At 42.5% G+C, this 16,875-nt stretch carries 19 protein-coding genes and 1 pseudogene; 3 read left to right on the top strand and 17 right to left on the bottom strand.

From position 1 onward, the window contains the following. Positions 1 to 401 precede the first annotated feature (401 nt). The 16 genes and pseudogenes from CUU66_RS04515 to CUU66_RS04440 all read right to left on the bottom strand — a co-directional run. Positions 402 to 818, bottom strand: a pseudogene (locus CUU66_RS04515) (flagellin N-terminal helical domain-containing protein); the annotation flags it as partial. Between the two features lie 132 nt (positions 819 to 950). Continuing rightward, the gene (gene csrA, locus CUU66_RS04510) at positions 951 to 1,181 is read right to left on the bottom strand and encodes a carbon storage regulator CsrA (RefSeq protein ID WP_101640483.1); all 231 of its coding nucleotides are present in this window, start codon (positions 1,179 to 1,181) and stop codon (positions 951 to 953) included. A gap of 6 nt (positions 1,182 to 1,187) precedes the next feature. Then, entirely contained in the window at positions 1,188 to 1,625 is a 438-nt protein-coding gene (gene fliW, locus CUU66_RS04505; protein WP_101640482.1) for a flagellar assembly protein FliW, read from the bottom strand. 11 nt (positions 1,626 to 1,636) lie between these two features. Next, a complete protein-coding gene (locus CUU66_RS04500) occupies positions 1,637 to 2,218 on the bottom strand; it encodes a DUF6470 family protein (RefSeq protein WP_101640481.1) in 582 nt (193 codons plus the stop codon). A 53-nt stretch (positions 2,219 to 2,271) separates the two neighbouring features. Further along, entirely contained in the window at positions 2,272 to 3,150 is an 879-nt protein-coding gene (gene flgL, locus CUU66_RS04495) for a flagellar hook-associated protein FlgL (protein WP_101640480.1), read from the bottom strand. A 12-nt stretch (positions 3,151 to 3,162) separates the two neighbouring features. Beyond that, entirely contained in the window at positions 3,163 to 4,752 is a 1,590-nt protein-coding gene (gene flgK / locus CUU66_RS04490; protein ID WP_101640479.1) for a flagellar hook-associated protein FlgK, read from the bottom strand. 18 nt (positions 4,753 to 4,770) lie between these two features. Next, the gene (locus CUU66_RS04485; RefSeq protein WP_101640478.1) at positions 4,771 to 5,265 is read right to left on the bottom strand and encodes a flagellar protein FlgN; all 495 of its coding nucleotides are present in this window, start codon (positions 5,263 to 5,265) and stop codon (positions 4,771 to 4,773) included. Positions 5,266 to 5,319: 54 nt separating this feature from the next. Beyond that, entirely contained in the window at positions 5,320 to 5,583 is a 264-nt protein-coding gene (gene flgM, locus CUU66_RS04480) for a flagellar biosynthesis anti-sigma factor FlgM (RefSeq protein ID WP_101640477.1), read from the bottom strand. A gap of 158 nt (positions 5,584 to 5,741) precedes the next feature. Then, positions 5,742 to 6,143, bottom strand: coding sequence for a TIGR03826 family flagellar region protein (locus CUU66_RS04475; protein WP_101640476.1), 402 nt, complete (start codon positions 6,141 to 6,143; stop codon positions 5,742 to 5,744). Between the two features lie 56 nt (positions 6,144 to 6,199). Next, entirely contained in the window at positions 6,200 to 6,907 is a 708-nt protein-coding gene (locus CUU66_RS04470; protein ID WP_101640475.1) for a ComF family protein, read from the bottom strand. Beyond that, positions 6,904 to 8,352: a DEAD/DEAH box helicase gene (locus CUU66_RS04465; protein WP_257967894.1), complete on the bottom strand. Its 1,449-nt coding sequence runs from the start codon at positions 8,350 to 8,352 to the stop codon at positions 6,904 to 6,906. Before CUU66_RS04465 ends, CUU66_RS04470 begins: the two co-directional genes overlap by 4 nt. Positions 8,353 to 8,415: 63 nt before the next feature. Continuing rightward, positions 8,416 to 9,258 (bottom strand): DegV family protein, encoded by an 843-nt coding sequence (locus CUU66_RS04460; RefSeq protein ID WP_101640529.1) that lies wholly within the window; start codon positions 9,256 to 9,258, stop codon positions 8,416 to 8,418. A 122-nt stretch (positions 9,259 to 9,380) separates the two neighbouring features. Next, positions 9,381 to 9,557 (bottom strand): hypothetical protein, encoded by a 177-nt coding sequence (locus CUU66_RS24720; RefSeq protein WP_257967893.1) that lies wholly within the window; start codon positions 9,555 to 9,557, stop codon positions 9,381 to 9,383. A gap of 10 nt (positions 9,558 to 9,567) precedes the next feature. Next, entirely contained in the window at positions 9,568 to 9,804 is a 237-nt protein-coding gene (locus tag CUU66_RS24715) for a hypothetical protein (RefSeq protein WP_257967892.1), read from the bottom strand. 472 nt (positions 9,805 to 10,276) lie between these two features. After that, positions 10,277 to 10,960 (bottom strand): response regulator, encoded by a 684-nt coding sequence (locus CUU66_RS04445; RefSeq protein ID WP_101640472.1) that lies wholly within the window; start codon positions 10,958 to 10,960, stop codon positions 10,277 to 10,279. Between the two features lie 88 nt (positions 10,961 to 11,048). Beyond that, the gene (locus tag CUU66_RS04440; protein WP_101640471.1) at positions 11,049 to 12,209 is read right to left on the bottom strand and encodes a sensor histidine kinase; all 1,161 of its coding nucleotides are present in this window, start codon (positions 12,207 to 12,209) and stop codon (positions 11,049 to 11,051) included. A gap of 675 nt (positions 12,210 to 12,884) precedes the next feature. On the opposite strand from CUU66_RS04440, the gene CUU66_RS04430 reads away from it, so the two are divergent. Both CUU66_RS04430 and CUU66_RS04425 read left to right on the top strand, forming a co-directional pair. Next, positions 12,885 to 13,520, top strand: coding sequence for a YigZ family protein (locus CUU66_RS04430; RefSeq protein WP_101640469.1), 636 nt, complete (start codon positions 12,885 to 12,887; stop codon positions 13,518 to 13,520). Positions 13,521 to 13,673: 153 nt separating this feature from the next. Further along, on the top strand, positions 13,674 to 14,705 hold the full coding sequence (locus CUU66_RS04425) for an LCP family protein (protein ID WP_101640468.1): 1,032 nt from the start codon (positions 13,674 to 13,676) through the stop codon (positions 14,703 to 14,705). A gap of 39 nt (positions 14,706 to 14,744) precedes the next feature. Here the strand turns inward: CUU66_RS04425 and CUU66_RS04420 are convergent, their stop codons facing one another. Next, positions 14,745 to 15,053, bottom strand: coding sequence for a hypothetical protein (locus tag CUU66_RS04420; RefSeq protein WP_101640467.1), 309 nt, complete (start codon positions 15,051 to 15,053; stop codon positions 14,745 to 14,747). Positions 15,054 to 15,344: 291 nt separating this feature from the next. Here CUU66_RS04420 and CUU66_RS04415 point away from each other — a divergent pair, with 291 nt between their 5' ends. Then, entirely contained in the window at positions 15,345 to 16,583 is a 1,239-nt protein-coding gene (locus CUU66_RS04415; RefSeq protein WP_101640466.1) for an ROK family transcriptional regulator, read from the top strand. Positions 16,584 to 16,875: the final 292 nt, after the last annotated feature.

Here is a 16,875-nt window from a genome sequence, read left to right as displayed (position 1 = left end):
GCTGTTTTTGTAACGTTTTTAGTTACGTCAATACTATATGTTCCCGCCGTTAAATTAGAGTTACCGGCAATTTTAATTGCCTCGTTACTATTTGCGTCATTTAATAAGTTGTCTGTATTTGTAGGTGTTGCCGATAACGCTTGTACCGTTTCTTGTTTGACAGCAACCTTATAGCTTCCCTCAGCTAAAGTACTGGATCCAACTGTTAGTACGCTGGCATCAGTAATTTCACTATTCTGAGCTGATGAGATTACGTTTTGTGCATCATTTGTGATTGTTACTTTATAATTTCCAGAAGCTAAATCAGAAGTTTGGCCAATCTTTGCGTTTGTTAATGCCCCTGCTGTGCCCACAGTATACGTGTCAGTCGTTACTTTGCGTCCATCTCCAGTTACTGCTACGCTACCATTCAATAACTTTTTTGTATTAAATTCAGTAGTGTTACCGATACGGTTGATTTCAGAAGTTAACTGGTTAACCTCTTTTTGAATTTCTTCACGGTCATCAGCTGTGTTTGTATCATTTGATGCTTGTACAGATAGCTCTCGCATACGTTGAAGAATGTCATGTGTTTCAGATAATGCTCCCTCAGCAGTTTGTACCATAGAGATGGCATCTTGTGAGTTACGAGAAGCCTGATCTAAACCGCGGATTTGCCCACGCATTTTCTCAGAGATAGCAAGACCTGCTGCATCATCTCCAGCCTTGTTGATACGAAGACCTGAAGATAATTTCTCCATAGATTTTGCTTGACCTGTTGAAGCACTATTTAACTGACGATACGTGTTAAGTGCAGCAATATTATGATTAATTCTCATTAGTAATTTCCTCCTTGAATTGTATGGCTCACGTCCTTGTGTGCCCGTTTAAGGTCGAAAGTCGGCCGCCTTTCAACCTTTACACTATTATTATCGGAGGAGTTAGGATTGTTTTAATAGTATCCCTAAGAATTAATCATTTTTTTTGAAAGAATTTATCAAAACACTTAAGTTGTCCTCGGTTGATAGTGCCTCCTGGTTTTCTTTTTGTATTTCCACATACAGTTCTTTTCGAAATACATCTATATGCTTAGGGGCATCTATCCCAATTTTAATTTGGTCGCCGCTCACCGAGATTATCTTTATTTCAATATTGGAACCTATTTGAATGGACTCCCCTTTTTTTCTAGTCAGTATCAGCATAGCTTCTCACCCCTTTTTTCCTAAAACTAGTTCTGGTAATGGAGTTCTAATAGAGTAGTCCGTTTTTTGCAAGATAACCTGTTTTCCTTTTTTATGGGTTACATTTATTACGACTGGAGCCGCTAGATTGATCGTTGATTTATTAAAAGGATGCTTTACAGACATAATGGTGAAAACCTGAACCTGTTCCGACTTTTCTATCTTTAATTGCTCAATAGTATTCTCATCCAATGTAAGGTCATAATCCTTAAAAGAAATAAAAGGGTTGATAATAATAAAGGCGACTTCCTTTGTTTTTATTGATTGCAGGACATGAAGTTCTTCAGCCAAGGAAAGTAAAACAAACTCTTTTTCATCTAAGAATCCAGGAATGCCATCTTGAAATTGTAAGATGGCCTGTTCTTTAATCTCAACTTGATCATGGTATTTCGTTTGTATGAGCATAGGGTATCTCCTTAATATTTTTTGTCCAAAGTCGGATCATGATTGGTAAAGTCAATTTTTAATGAGGGATATTGTTTTAAAGATACTTCTGTCCTGCCTGGCGTATATTCATGAAAAGGTTTATTAACATTCACATTTATTCTCGGTTTTTGTGGATCAGCCTCAATGCTTACTTTTGCAGGCTCATAGTTTATTTTGACACTGCCTTCAGACGGAATCCAGCCAATATTAAAGTCATATATAGGACTTTCGCTGTTACTTTTTGCTTGATTGGCAAGCGCATGAAAGCCGTTCTCAATCTTCATGAGCTCTTCCCCATCACTGGCAACACGCGCTAATCCGCTCAGCCAATCCTGATACCCCTGCTGGGCAGCTTCTTCAGTCCGCTTGAACATACTTTTTAAATCAACGTCTTCCCGCGCCTTCGCCTGGTCGATTGTCAATCTTCCAGGAGTGGTTTTTATCCGGAGCTCTGCTTTTGGCTGTTCGATAGAAAGATCGGCCGGCTTTTGTTCAATAGACTGTTTTGGCTGGATTGTCCTTAATTCAATCTGCCCTTTAGTAGATTCAAGGCGTATTTGTGGAATATTCACTATACCACTCCTCTTATTTAAGATAGTAAAAAAAGCTATTCAATTTGAATAGCTTATCTTAAAAAGTCCATTAATGTCGGTTGAATAATTTGTGCCCCTACACTTAATGCTGCTCGGTGGACACTTTCCTGTGTTTTTAAGTCGGTAATGACTCTTTCGATATCTGCATCTTCATTATCCGAGAGGACCCGGTTAGCAAAAATCTCTTGGGTATCAATACGGGAGCTTACCATTTCAAGCCGGTTATAGCGTGCCCCTAAATCAGCTCGTTCTGAAGAAAGATTATCCATATGATCGTCAACCTTTGTAAGCAGGTTATCGAGATCTGAGGTATTATCTGCTTTCAAATCCGTTACAATTTTTTCTATATCCCCGAACAAATTTTCAGAGAACACATTACCCGGGTGAATATTAGCCCTGATTTTGACACCCGGTCCAACTTCTACATTAAAATCTTCATTGTTTTTGCTTACCACAGCTTTGCCATCCATCAGGGTAACCGGTTCCTTGTTTACATCTGTGCCATTAAAGATAAATTTATCCGCTACTTTAGAGTTTGCTACGTTAACTAAATCTTCTTTTAACTGGTTAATTTCTGTAGCGATAGCGGTCCGTTCGTCTACCGTGTTGGTACCATTCTTTGCTTGGAGAAGCAGTTCCCTGATTCTTTGCAGGGATGAATTCGCCTGGTCCAGGCTGGCATCCGAGTTCTCCATCCACAAATTCAGCTCTGAAAGGTTCCGCTTGTATTGCTCAACCTCAGTCAGGTTCGTACGATAGTACATCCCCTTCATCGCCACAACTGGATCATCAGACGGCCGGGTGATCTTTTTCCCTGTCGACAGCTGATCCTGGTACTTCCCCATCCGCTGATAGCTGTTGCTGATATGTTTGAGAGAAGAGTTAGCCAGCATATTCTGTGTTACGCGCATTTATCTTTCACCTCACCTTCCGCCGGTACCCATGCCGTTAATAATTTTGTCTAGCATCTCGTCTACCATTGTGATATTTCGTGCAGCTGCGTTGTACGCATGCTGGAATTTAATCATATTGGTCATTTCTTCGTCTAAAGAAACACTGCTGACTGACTGCCGGCGCTCTTCTACTGATTGCTGAAGAACACTGCTGTTGCCGGCCATTCTGACAGCTTCTTGTGACTGGACGGCCATATAGCCGATTGCTCCTTCGTAATAGCTTTGAATGGTGCTGGTCTGCCCGCCAACACTTAAGGTATTATTTTTAACCGATGCCAGTGCAAGCGCATTTCCGCCGTCTCCCAAGTTCCCTTTTGAGGCTGCCGCAATATTATCAAGGGACGCTAAAATGGACGAATCAACTGCAATTAAACTAGCCGCACCTGCCGCTGTTGTACCGATACTGAAAAATGCATTAACTGTTGTAGTCGGCGGTGTATTTTTAATACCGTTAACATCATACCCTAGCATGTGCTGCTTGTTAAATTCAGTAGCGAAGGTGAACGCCATTTGATCAAGCTTATCCAGCATTTCAGTATACAAGCCTTTTTTAGCCCCGGATGTCTCTTGGAAGCCATAGGAATCCACTAAACTGCGGAGCTTTCCGCTTGAAGTAAAGCTATTAATAGAAATCGGACTGCCCTTCACTTCTTCTGTTGGACTCCCATTTGCGTCCCTTACCCGAGACCCGACCGTAATACTTTCCACCAGCTGGCTGTCAGGATTCAAGTTCACTTTGATCTCATTAACAGAATCAGCAGAACCGCTGACTAACGGAATGGAAGTACCATTAGCATTGACCAGCTCAATCGTATATCTCCCAAGCGCCATCGGAGTTCCATCCGCTTTAGCTGCCGGCATTCCGCCAACAGGTACGGATTTTACGGATATATTGACAAGTGAAGATAACTGGTCCACCAGAAGGTCTCTTTGATCATATAAATCGTTTGGAAGCATACCATGCGGTTCTACATCAGCAACTTGCTTATTGATGCTATTAATCTGATTCAATAGTGAATTGATCTCTTTAACTGAGACCTTAATTTCATTTTTCAGATCCGATTGCACACCTTTAAGAGTGGAACTAACGTAATTGAAGGTCTCCGCTACAGAAATTCCACGCTGCCTTACAACGGAGCGTGCACCTGAGTTATTCGGGTTAATCGATAGATCCTGAAGCGACTGCCAGAATTGATCCATAACAGCCGACAATCCGGCATCGGACGGCTCGTTCATGACCTCTTCCATCTTTTGAAGTGCATCGGCCCGGGATTCCCAGTATCCGAGTTTCGTAGATTCATTGCGGTACTGGATGTCAAGAAAGCCTTCCCTGATCCGCTCAATGCTGCCAGCCTTAACACCCGTACCCATTTGGCCCGGTATCTGCGGCCGGTTCATGGATGCAGGAGGATAGGCTTCTGTTTGTTCGAAGTTAACGCGCTGCCGGGTGTAGCCTGGGGTATTTGCATTCGATATATTGTTGCCGGTGACGTAAAGGGCATTCTGCTGGGCAGACATACCGCGCTTGGCCACTTCTAAGCCATGAAAAGTAGAAATCATGAGATGTTCCTCCGTTTGTTAAGCTTTCGAATTAAAATATGATCTGTTTCCAGTCTGATATTGCCCTTTTTGCTGCACCGGCTTTTCGTAATTAAAGACTTGCTGTTTTGGCCGTACCATATCGAGCGATAGATTGATGAATTGAAGAGATTGATAGATGAGCTGCTGATTGAGATAATTAATCTCTTTTAAGCTAAGCACGCTTTCCAGCAGGCTCTGCTTTAATACAGTCAATGTTTCTTTCTCACTGTGTTCAGCCAGTTCTATACAAGCCGATACATTGGCTGAAGGCATAGAACCTTTTTTCTGCAAAAATTCAGAAACAGCCTGCTCCCTTTCACGCTCGATCATCCCAATCGCCTTCACATGCTTCTGTTCATCAATCATGATTTTGTTAAGGGCTTCCATGCTGCCCGCCTTGATGATATTCGTTTTTTTCTCAGCCAGGTCATGCAGACTTCTATGAAGCTTCACCAGCTTTTCCATGGCTGTTATGATGTGCTGGGCAGACATGTTCCGCTCCTCCTTGCAAGTTCAAAAAAGTAATCAGTATGGGTGCATACTGTTTTATTTATCAAAGTAATACTTAATGATGCTTTTAGCCGTTTCACCGGCATCTATCTTATAGGTTCCGTTCTTAATTTGTTCCTTTAGGGCCTCAACCTTTGCTTCACGCTGGGCCGGGATCTGGGATGTATGCTGAAGTTCTTTTGCAGACTGTGAGATCTCCACTTTATCTGATTTGAATGAGCTTTGTTTCACTTCATCCATCTTATTTAATTGACGTTTGTATGGGTTCATTCCTGCAGAACCAACATGGTTGATTTTCATAATAGATAACCTCTCTTTCAACCGTTCAATTTTGTCCCTATCTATTTTATCGGATGGCACAGAAAAACTTTAAATTTTTCTGTGTTACTTTTTGTTGACAAATTTTTCAGGAATATTACTTAACATACAAAAAGTGCCTGCGGGTATCCGCCAGGCACTTATCGTTTAGTAAAATAGGTACTTCGGTGCTCAACACTTTGTTTCCTGGTTTCTTCTTTTTCGAGCGCATTCAGCTGTCCTTTTAAAGCTGTGTTACAGCTGCTGCACAGCTTGCCTTCCCTAATTAAATCGCCGCATTTCGCACAGGGATATCCCAGGTTAGGAAACTGTGCTAGTTTAAGTTTGCCTGTACGGATAAATTTTAAAAGGAGTTCCTTTTCAATGCCAGTATGATCAATCACCTGGTCAATCGTGGCGGTCCTGTTTTCTCTCTTTTTTATATAGGTATAAACAGTCTCAAACTGGACCTGTTCCGCCTTATAGCATGCTTCGCAAACGTCGCGTACGCTGTTTTGTACGAAAAGGGCATTGCAGTTTGGACAATTCAGCAATTCAGCCATATTTATTCTCTCCCTTAGTGTAGGTATGAGTTATATCGGCCGAAACGCTTTGCTTTTTAACCTCTTGCCAATGTAATCGAGGAAACCTCTTCCGCACCTGCCTCTTTTAACATTTTTGCCGCATGCCTGAGGGTTGAGCCGGTGGTATAGATATCATCCAAAATGAGGACACGTTTCCCTTGGATATCCATTCCGCTTACTATTGAAAAAACCTGTTCATGTTGGATACGCTCATGCCGGGTCTTCTTCGACTGTTTTTCCGAATGAATCCTTGTTAATGCATGTACGGGATCTAAGCCTATTGTTATCAGCCCGGCCTCGGACTGGTTAAAGCCTCGTTCCAGCAGTCGTTCACTGCTCAATGGTATAGGTACAGCTATATCAAAGGTTAATTGTTTGGAGACTTCGAAAAGCATCTTTTTAAAACCTTTGATTAAAATATAATCCCCTCTGTATTTAAAACGTGCGATTAAATCTTTCAAAAAATCGTTATAGGTGTAGAGAGATAAATTTTTGTTCAACACACGCTGCCATTCTGGCTCCCGTTCCCAGCGGTGGCAGTCCAGGCACAAATCCTCGATGATGAAAGATTCATCTAACCGGTCTAAAGAACGGCTGCATACCTTGCATCTTTCACCGGATATTTTCTCAAGCCCAGCCGTGCACTCCTCACAGAAGCTGGGATCCTTGCTTTCCCTTCCTAATATGGACACCCAGGTTATGTTATTCTCAAGCTGATTACCGCAATATAAACAATACTTCAACCAAACAAACCCCTCTCCTCCGCATGTTTATTCATCGTTCGGATATGCCGTACTGCAGCGAGCATGGCTTCCGTTTTCCCGTAGTGAAAGAAAGTCACATTCCCGGTAGGAAAATCAGCTTTCCTTCCCACCCGGCCTGCAATTTGAACAAGGGCACTTTCGGTAAAGATAAGACTTTCCGCACCAAGGACAGCCACTTCCAGGCGTGGAATGGTTACTCCCCGTTCTAAAATGGTGGTGGTCAGCAGGCCCGGCACTCTTCCTTCTCGAAGCGAAACTACTGTTTCTTTTCGATTGGGATCCTCTGCGTGGACAGCTGCTATATCCTCATGAAGACTTTGAAATAAAGGCAGAGCTAGTTCCATGATTTTTATCGTAGGAAAGAATATGAGAAAGGGAATGGAGTTGTTTTGCAGGCGGAAGGAAATCCAATTTAATAGTTTCTTAGGAATTCTCTTTTTCCGAAGACTTTTCTCCCAATTACCGCACCAGACGATTCGGGGTAAAGGGATGGGGTTGCGGTGGAAGCGCGCAGGAATAATCGTGGACTCTAGTTTGCCGCTCTTCACTTCGTTTTTTAATGCAGCAGAAGGTGTTGCGGTTAAATAAATGCGGGAGGAGATATGTTTGCGGGATTTTTGAGAGGCAGCCTGCAGGGAATAATCCGCTGAATAAGGGAAGGCATCCACCTCATCAATAATAAGGACGTCTAAGGCATCTTGAAACCGAAACAGCTGGTGGGTGGTGCTGATTATGAGCTGCCCGGCGAGGTTCCGCTCGTCACTTCCGCCATACAGCGCTGCTATTTCTGTCTGAGGGAATGCTTTTCTAAAGCGAGGCACCAGCTCAAGCACCACATCCGTACGAGGCGTAGCCAGGCAGATTCTTTTCCCAGTCTGTAACGCTTTTTCAATAGCCTGAAATAGTATCTCGGTTTTTCCGGCACCGCATACCGCCCACACGAGAAGTTCGTTATTCTGCTCTACGGCCTCGATTGCTTTTTGTGATGCAGCAGCCTGGGCCTCGGACAGGGTGCCAGTCCATGCAAGCGAATTCTGCTTGTGCGAAAACTCATAGTGCGGCCCTGTCCAGGTATACAGCTTTGAACAGGAGCTGACCCTTCCCATCATGATGCAATTCCGGCAATAAACACAGGAGTTTCCGCATCTGCTGCAGGGAAATTCAGCAAACAAATGCTTTGCCTTATTACCGCAGCGGCCGCAGGTATACTTTCCATTTGGATCATGAAGTCCTTGATACCAGCCGACATACCCATGTGCAATATGTTCTTCTAACATTTCATGAAAAACAGCAAGTTCATCAAGGAGAAGAGTCCTGCCGGTGAGGTACTTTTGCAGCTCTGGAGAAAAATTAAATGGAGTTAGGGGATTCCTTGTTATAGAAGAGAGCTCAAACGGAGCAGTTTGCGAAGAATAAATAGGCAACTTTTCACCTCCAAAAAATCCGGTGCCAACACATAGTAGTTCGGCACCGAATGGAAATATCCTTTAATATCTTTTTGCCCAGCCAAGACCCATGGCACCTTCGCCAATATGAGTCCCAATCACCGGGCCAAAGTAGCTGATAGAAAATTCTACGTTTGAAAAGTGTGGTTGGAGCTCAGCCACCCAATCCTTAGCTTCCTGTTCTCGATTTGCATGGATAACGACGGCCTGCATCGGTTCTCCTGTTTGTGCATTCTGAAGTATTTCTTCAATTCTCTTCATCGCCTTTTTGCGGGTCCTGATTTTTTCAGAAGGCACGATCACCTTATCTTCAAAGGTTAATAGCGGCTTAATCTGCAGCAGGCTGCCGATCAAAGCCTGGGCACCGCTGAGACGTCCTCCCCGCTGAAGATGTGAAAGGTCATCCACCATAAAATAGGCATCAGAAGTCTGCTTCATCTCATTCAGGCGCTCCATAATATCGTCGGGGCTGCGGCCGTCCAGTGCCATTTTAGCCGCTTCAATCACATAAAATCCCTGAACCATGCAGCTGACTTCCGTATCAAAGCTGTACACCTTGATATTCTCAGCCATGCTGCCAGCCGTAACCGAACCCTGGTAGGTGCCGCTTATGCCGCTTGATAAGTGAATGCTGATTACTGCATCAAAATCCTTAGACAGCTCCTCATATTTTTCAGCGAGCTGCCCGATTGAAGGCTGTGAAGTCGTCGGGAGCTTATCATGATTTTTGACCTCTTCATAAAACTGCTCCGCAGTAATATCCACTTCCTCCCGGTAAGATTCGTCACCGAAAATCACATTAAGCGGAACCATATGTATATCATACTTTTGTAGAATATCGTGAGGAATATACGCCGTACTATCCGTAACGACAGCCGTCTTCATAGCAAAACCTGCCTTATCATAAAATAACACCATAATCTATCCCCATTCTATCCCAAAACGGGAAATGGGGACAGTCCCCAATTTCCCGAATTATTTCCCGCAGCAATAAAAAAAGGACTGATTTACTCAGTCCCGTTTCCTTTACTCATCTCTTTATAAGCAATCACTTTTAATGCTGTTATTTCTTCTTGGGACAGCTTGCTTTGCAGCTCCTGCATAACTTCTTCCTTGGAGAGATGTCCTTCCTGCACGTCCGCTCGTATTTCATTCAGCTTTGAAATCCCTACCTTTTTGATCACTACTCTTACATTACTCTTTAGTAGTAAAAGGGGGATTGCTTTCGTCGACTGAATTGACGTCACCCTTTGTTTCTGCTGATGCTTGTTGAGAAGCTTGTTCTGTATCACTCACCGTATCGTTGTTATCAGTTGACGTATTCTCCTTAGAATCGGTTATTAATTTTTTGATTTCAGGGTCATTTTCAATTGCCTGTTTCACTTCTTCAATTTCACCGCTATTTTCTAAATCTGTAGTTACTTTATCCATAATTTTTTCAGACGCTATGTTCGTACCATAATGATAAACTCCATAACCTATGGCACACAGAAAAACTAAGGGTAAGATTAGAAATTTGACCACTTTCTTAATGGGGTGTATCCCTCCTTAGTCAGAAATTTCACCCCACTCCCTGGAAAATAGTAACTGTCGAAAATCACAAATTATTACAATATAGTACAAAAAAGGTAAAAAAAGACCATCTTGGATATAAAATAGATTCATTGCACTCCCGACGGCCGGGCAAGGTTTACTATTTAGTTCGCACGGAAGTTCCGCGTCCGTAGAGCTTGCAGGTTCCACCTTTGCCGGAGCCAAAAACAAGCCGGGAAATAAACACTGACCCTCTAGCAGACTCAAGAATGCCTTGGGTTTAGGTCTTGGGAAATGGGGGACAGTCCCCCGATCGGGATCAGTCCCAAACCGCAAAAAAGGCACCTTCCAATAGAAGGCGCCTTCCCTATTATTTTACTTCAACCCAGCCATTCTTAATGGCTAATACTACAGCCTGGGTACGGTCGTTTACGTTCATTTTTTGTAAGATGTTACTTACGTGGTTCTTTACGGTTTTTTCACTGATGAACAGCGTTTCACCAATTCCGCGGTTGCTCTGTCCGTCCGCTAATAGCTGAAGAACCTCGCACTCACGGCGTGTCAGCAAGTGAAGCGGTCTGCGGATGTCGTAGGTAGGTCTGTGACCTTGATCCTGCCCTTCTTCAGCAGCAAGCCTGCGGTATTCAGCCACAAGGTTGTGTGTAACCTTAGGATGCAGGTATGATCCTCCGTCAACGACCACTTTAACAGCTTCAACTAACGCATCGGCATCCATTTCCTTTAACAGATATCCGCAGGCACCTGTTTTCAGTGCATGTGTTACATAGTTTTCATCGTCATGGATCGATAGAATGATAACCTTTGATTCAGGGTATTTTTCTACCAGCTGGCGTGTTGCTTCAATTCCATTAGTTGTAGGCATATTGATATCCATAATAATAACGTCCGGGTTATTTTCTTCAACTAATCTCATAGCTTCAGAGCCGTCATCGCCTTCTGCAAGAACTTCGAATGATGGTTCAAAATCCAGTATGCGCTTAACCCCTTCGCGAAATAGTTGATGGTCATCAATAATGATGATTTTTGTTGTCAACGCCTTCGCCTCCCTATTTTTGAGTACTTTTTATTTTTATCGTGTTAGTTTTTATATGAAACTCCAAGAATGTGGAGATCTTCAAAATTTACATAGTAGCAGCCGTCGACACTTTGATCGGAACCTGAATGATGATCACTGTACCTGCACCTATATTTGAATCAATGCTCAAATTCCCTTCAAGCAGCTCCACCCGTTCTCCCATTCCTATTAAACCAAAGCTGCCCTCTTTCTTAGCAGATGAATCAAATCCGACTCCATCGTCTTTGACTACGACGGTGACCCGATCCTTTAAGCTTTCCATTTTAATATGTATAGTGTTCGGCTGGGCGTGTTTTAAAGCATTCTGAACCGATTCCTGAATAAGCCTGAACAGAGCCACTTCCATTTTGGAAGGAAGCCTTTTTTCTTCACCTAGATTCGTAAACGTAATTCTAACGGTATTGTTATACTCTTCGATGGTCTGCAAATATTTTCTGAGGGTCGGAACCAATCCAAGGTCATCGAGAGCCATCGGCCTAAGGTCATAGATGATCCGGCGCACTTCATATAATGCATTGCGCACCATCCGCTTCAGGTCCTTAACCTCCTTCAGCCCCTCTTCAACACTTCTTTCCCGGAAAACCCGGTCAATTAAATCCGAGCGCATCATTACATTCGCCAGCATCTGTGCCGGCCCGTCATGGATTTCACGTGAAAGTTTTTTACGTTCCTCTTCCTGCGCCTCGATTATTTTCAGGCCGAATTCCTGTTTTCTTTTAGCATCAGCCAGCGCTTCACCGACCATGCGGAGATCACTGGTCAGATAATTCAAGACTACGGATATTTGGGAGCTTAGCTGCTCCGCACGATCTATGGTTTCCTCAAGTCCATGAAGGCGGCGTTCCAGATCATCACGCCTTGCTCGAAGCTGCTTCTCCATCTGCCTGTTCATCTGCAGATCGACCTGCAGGGAATGAGCCTTTTCGTAAGCCTCCCGCACCTGTTCCTCATTAAATTGGTTAAAATGGCGGCTGACCTCGGAAAGCCGTTTGCGGGCAAACCTCGCATTGATCTCCAGCTTATCGCCTTGATCAATGACCTTCAGGACAGTCGTTTTAATTTCTTTTAATTCAGTGGACAGAGATACGTAATCCTGGCGGCACTGTTCGCCAATATGGAAGATTTCATTTTTACTATTCCCGACAGTATCGACCATCGTCTGTAATATAGAGTCCAATACATTGGAATCCACTTTTTTAAAAGGCATCCTACTCCCCCACCGATTACGAATTCAGACCCAGCTGAATCAAAAATATAATTAATCATTAGTACCCAATTTTCATACTCTACTATTCTACTAGATTCTATTATGTATTTTTCTCATTAAATTCCATTTGTTCTATTATTTAGTGATTTTCTCTACTTATATTGTAACAGAAATTTTCAGAATTCAGCGAACTTTGAGGTTGGGAAAATATTGCTCTGGGTAAAAGAGTGAAAAGGACCTAAAGACACATCGGAAAATGAATAGAACCATTTTCTTATGATAATTTCTTTTGTATACCTTTTTAACTATCCCTTTTTTCACCTTATTCGCGGCAAACCCTGATTCTCCGCCATTTTCAAGAAAAGCAAAATGAAACTTATGTATTGCAAAATAATAAAAATTATCTATTAGAATATTTTTCATTATATCATGCTATGTCTTTAGTAATATTAAAATCTCTTTACAATCTTGCATAATTAAAGTTACGAAACGTGTCGTTTCATGGAATATTCCAGCTTTATTAAACATTAACAGCTTACCTAACTTCCTCCATTGCCCTGTAAGCGGTAAAATATTATAATAGGTGTTTAGGATGTTGGGAAATATTTTACTTTTCCTGGCAAGGCCTGTAATAACTACGGGAAATTGGGGACTGTCCCCATAAAGGGTGAGAGTATGCTTGCGAGTTATTTGACGGTTAGAGGGTACGGAGAGCATGAGATTGTGATTCAGAAGTCTCGGTTTATTGCATATGTCGAACGTGCGGAGACGGAGGAAGCTGCCCAGGAGTTTATTGCTTTGATTAAGAAAAAGCACTGGGATGCAAACCATAATTGCTCTGCTTATTTAATAGGTGAAAATAATTTGATACAGAAGGCCAATGATGACGGCGAGCCGAGCGGTACAGCCGGAGTTCCGATGCTGGAGGTCCTTAAAAAGAAGGATTTAAAGGATACAGTAGTTGTGGTAACCAGGTATTTTGGCGGCATTAAGCTTGGGGCAGGCGGATTGATCCGTGCTTACGGGAAATCAGTTTCCGAGGGGCTTGAAGCAACCGGAATAGTCGAACGAAAGCTGATGCGTGTCATGCATGTGAAAGTCGACTACACCTGGCTGGGGAAACTGGAAAACGAGCTCCGTTCTTCTGTTTACACATTAAAAGATATTCATTACAGTGACTTGGTCGAAATTGAAACTTTTGTTGAAGAAGGTTCAATCGGCACCTTTACAGATTGGATGACCGAGCTTACAAATGGTCAGGGCATCATTACTAAAGGCGAAGTCCTTTATTTAGAGCAAGATTATAAATAAGTTTTATTTCATAGATACAGTCGTTTTACAATAGGGCCATTTTCCCGTGAAGAAATGTTGTTTACGGATTTTGCAATAAATTGTAAAATATGATAAGGAATCTGTCGATAAATATACAGAGCCTTTACACAATCCATAAAAGGAGAAACTATCATGTCTTCTACGAGAAGAGTTTATAAAGTTTATAAGAAAAAGAGAAAGCGTAAAAGGCTTTTATCTTTCATACTCGTTCCTATTTTCGTTTTAGCTTTAGTAGGAACAGGCTATGCAGCCTTTTTATACAACAAAGCAGAAAATGTTTTAGGCGGAGCCTACGAATCTATCGGTAAATCGTCAAAACGGGTAGCAGCTGTCGATCCTAGCGAAGATAATATCAGTGTCCTGTTCATCGGGATTGATGACAGCCAGAAACGGAATCTGAAAGGGAATACCCGTTCCGATGCACTGATGCTGGCAACCTTTAATACAAAAAACAAAACAATTAAGCTGGTCAGTATCCCGCGTGACTCATATGTTCACATTCCGGAAAATGATACGTATACCAAAATTACACATGCACATGCAATCGGCGGCACAAAAGCAACGGTTGAAACCGTTGAAGAATTAATGCAGATCCCGGTTGACTACTATGTAAAAATGAACTTCAATGCCTTCATGGATGTTGTTGACGCACTTAACGGTATCAAAGTCGACGTTCCATATGAAATGTTAGAACAAGATTCAAAAGACCGTAAAGATGCCATCCACCTGATGCCTGGTAAACAGACCCTTGACGGCGAAGAAGCTCTCGCATTTGTCCGTACAAGACATAAAGACAGTGACATCTACCGCGGTAAGCGCCAGCAGCAAGTCATGCAGGCAATTGCAGCCAAAGCAGCGTCAGCGGGTGCTATCTCTAAATATACCGAGGTAATTGACGCTATCGGCGATAATATGACAACAAACCTTACTTTCTCAGAAATGAAAGCATTCCTGGACTATGTACTTTCAAGCGACGGACTTCAGCTTGAATCTCTTGACCTCAAAGGTACAGACGATAACATCAATGGAGTTTACTACTACCAGCTCGATGATATGTCGCTCGAAGAAATTAGAAATACCCTGAAAACTCACTTAGAGCTGACACCGGAAGAAACGGATAAGTTCAGCGCTTCAGCAGAAAATGAAACTACTGTTCAGGAATAAACCAAATGCCATAGGGCTCTTACGCTCTATGGCATTTTTTTATTTATTTTTTAACTGTTCACTTAAAAGACCTGTTAAAATGCATTTTAAAAATGAAATCTCATTCGAATTTCGCTGGTTAATTAAATATAACTGATTAATAATTTCGACTAATTGGTTTTTATTACATCCGTCTAATAGAATATTGGTAGCCCGGCCTTTAGTTAATTTCACTTCATTCTCTTCAGCTATTTTAATTGATAAGTCCCTAAAAGAGCTGATACTGTCCTCTAATATATCCTTCAGTTCATTTCTAGTAAGCCTCGTCCCCGGATCATAAGGTAATGTAGGAGTATTCCCACTATCCATTGTTCAGCACCCTTTCTGTCTATTTATCCCAAGTCGCCCAACAAACCCCTTTAAAGCTAGTATTTACGCAAGAATTCTATTAAAAAAAGGCCAGAGTGTCAATAAGAGGTTTTATTGGTAAAATTTAATATATATTTACCTTTATATTTTAAAGTTCAAAATAGGTCAGATTAATCATTTACCCTTTTTAAACTTGGGAAAATTGTTAAACCTTTATCAGGGTGTTTAATAACTGAGCAACATAGTTTATAATTAAATTTAATTAAGTAACTATGTACCGGGGGTATCTATATGGTGAAAAACCTTCTCAGAGGCAGTTTCAAACTGATGAAATCCATGAATCGCTCATTAATATTAAATATCATCCGGGAAAGAGGCTCCATTTCGAGAGCTGAAATAGCTAAGCTTACCAAGCTGACACCTCCTACTGTAAGCAGTCTGGTCAAAGAGCTGCTTCAGGCTGAAATTATAATAGAAACAAATCTAGGCGAATCCAGCGGCGGGCGTAAACCCACCCTATTAACATTAAACAGTGAAATGTTCCACGTAATTGGTATGGACATTGGCTCGCAAAATATTAAAACGATCCTGACCAACATTAATGGGGCCATCCTTAAACACTCCGTCGTTCCTCTGCCAGCACAGGTTACGAATGATACCCTTCTATCAGCCATAACAGATTCCGTACGGAGCATCTTAGAAGATACGGAAATTGATGAAGAAAAAGTAGTCGGCATCGGAGTCGGAATGCATGGAATTGTAGACGCCGATCAAGGGATATCTGTATTCGCTCCCAACTTAAACTTACACAACATTCCTATTAAAGAAGTCCTCGAAGAACAATTCGGCATGATTGTAAAAGTAGAAAATGACGGCCGTGCCATGGGCCTTGGCGAGTTATGGTTCGGGAATGGCGCGGGAATCGACAGCTTTGTCTGCATCAACGTCGGCCGCGGCATCGGCGCAGGAATCATCATGAATGGCCGGCTTTATCACGGCAGCCACTATATCAGCGGCGAAATCGGACATATGGTGATAGACATCGACGGCCCTCGCTGCACCTGCGGCAACTACGGCTGCCTGCAGACCTTTGCCTCAGGCCCCGCAATCGTTGATAGAACCAAGAAGGAAATACGGCTGGGGCAATTCAGCCTGCTGTCTGAGCTTACAGGAGGCGATCTGGAGAGCGTCACAGGCGAACTCATATACCAAGCCGCCATGGACGGAGACACCCTATGCAGAGGCATTCTGCAGCGGGCAGGACGATATCTGGGAGTAGGATTAACCAACCTCATCCACACCGTCAACCCAAGACGAATCATCATCGGCGGCGGCGTCTCCAATGCCGGCGACCTTATCATGGATAGCATTGTGGAAACCGTCTCTCAGCGGGCACTGACTCGTCCAGCGCAAGAAACAGAGATTATCTTATCTAAATTTGGCGAGGATGCCACAGCAATGGGTGCTGTGGCGCTCATACTGGCTGAATTGTTTACGTCTAGGAATACGGAAACAGCTTCCGCTCTTTGAGTGGGGGTTGTTTTTTTGATATGTAATACTGAGGGGTGCATAGTTGGGATAATTACGGCATTTTTAGGATTATTTGTACCTGTTTTAATTGTAGCGAATACGTAAATAATTACTACGGATAAAAAATTAATTGTAACGTATAACTAAATTTTTGTAGCGGATAAAAAAATAATTGCTACATATAACGAATTAATTGCGCGGAATTATAGAGCGAACATTAAACTAGTTAGTATGGCATTATTTTCTGCTAAAACTGTGCGCATCTAATATTAAACACTTAGCGGATAACAAT

Origin of the sequence: Peribacillus deserti (assembly GCF_002863585.1) — a bacterium.
In the GTDB taxonomy this organism is placed as follows: domain Bacteria; phylum Bacillota; class Bacilli; order Bacillales; family DSM-1321; genus Paraperibacillus; species Paraperibacillus deserti_A.
This window is presented reverse-complemented; position numbering and strand designations above follow the sequence as displayed.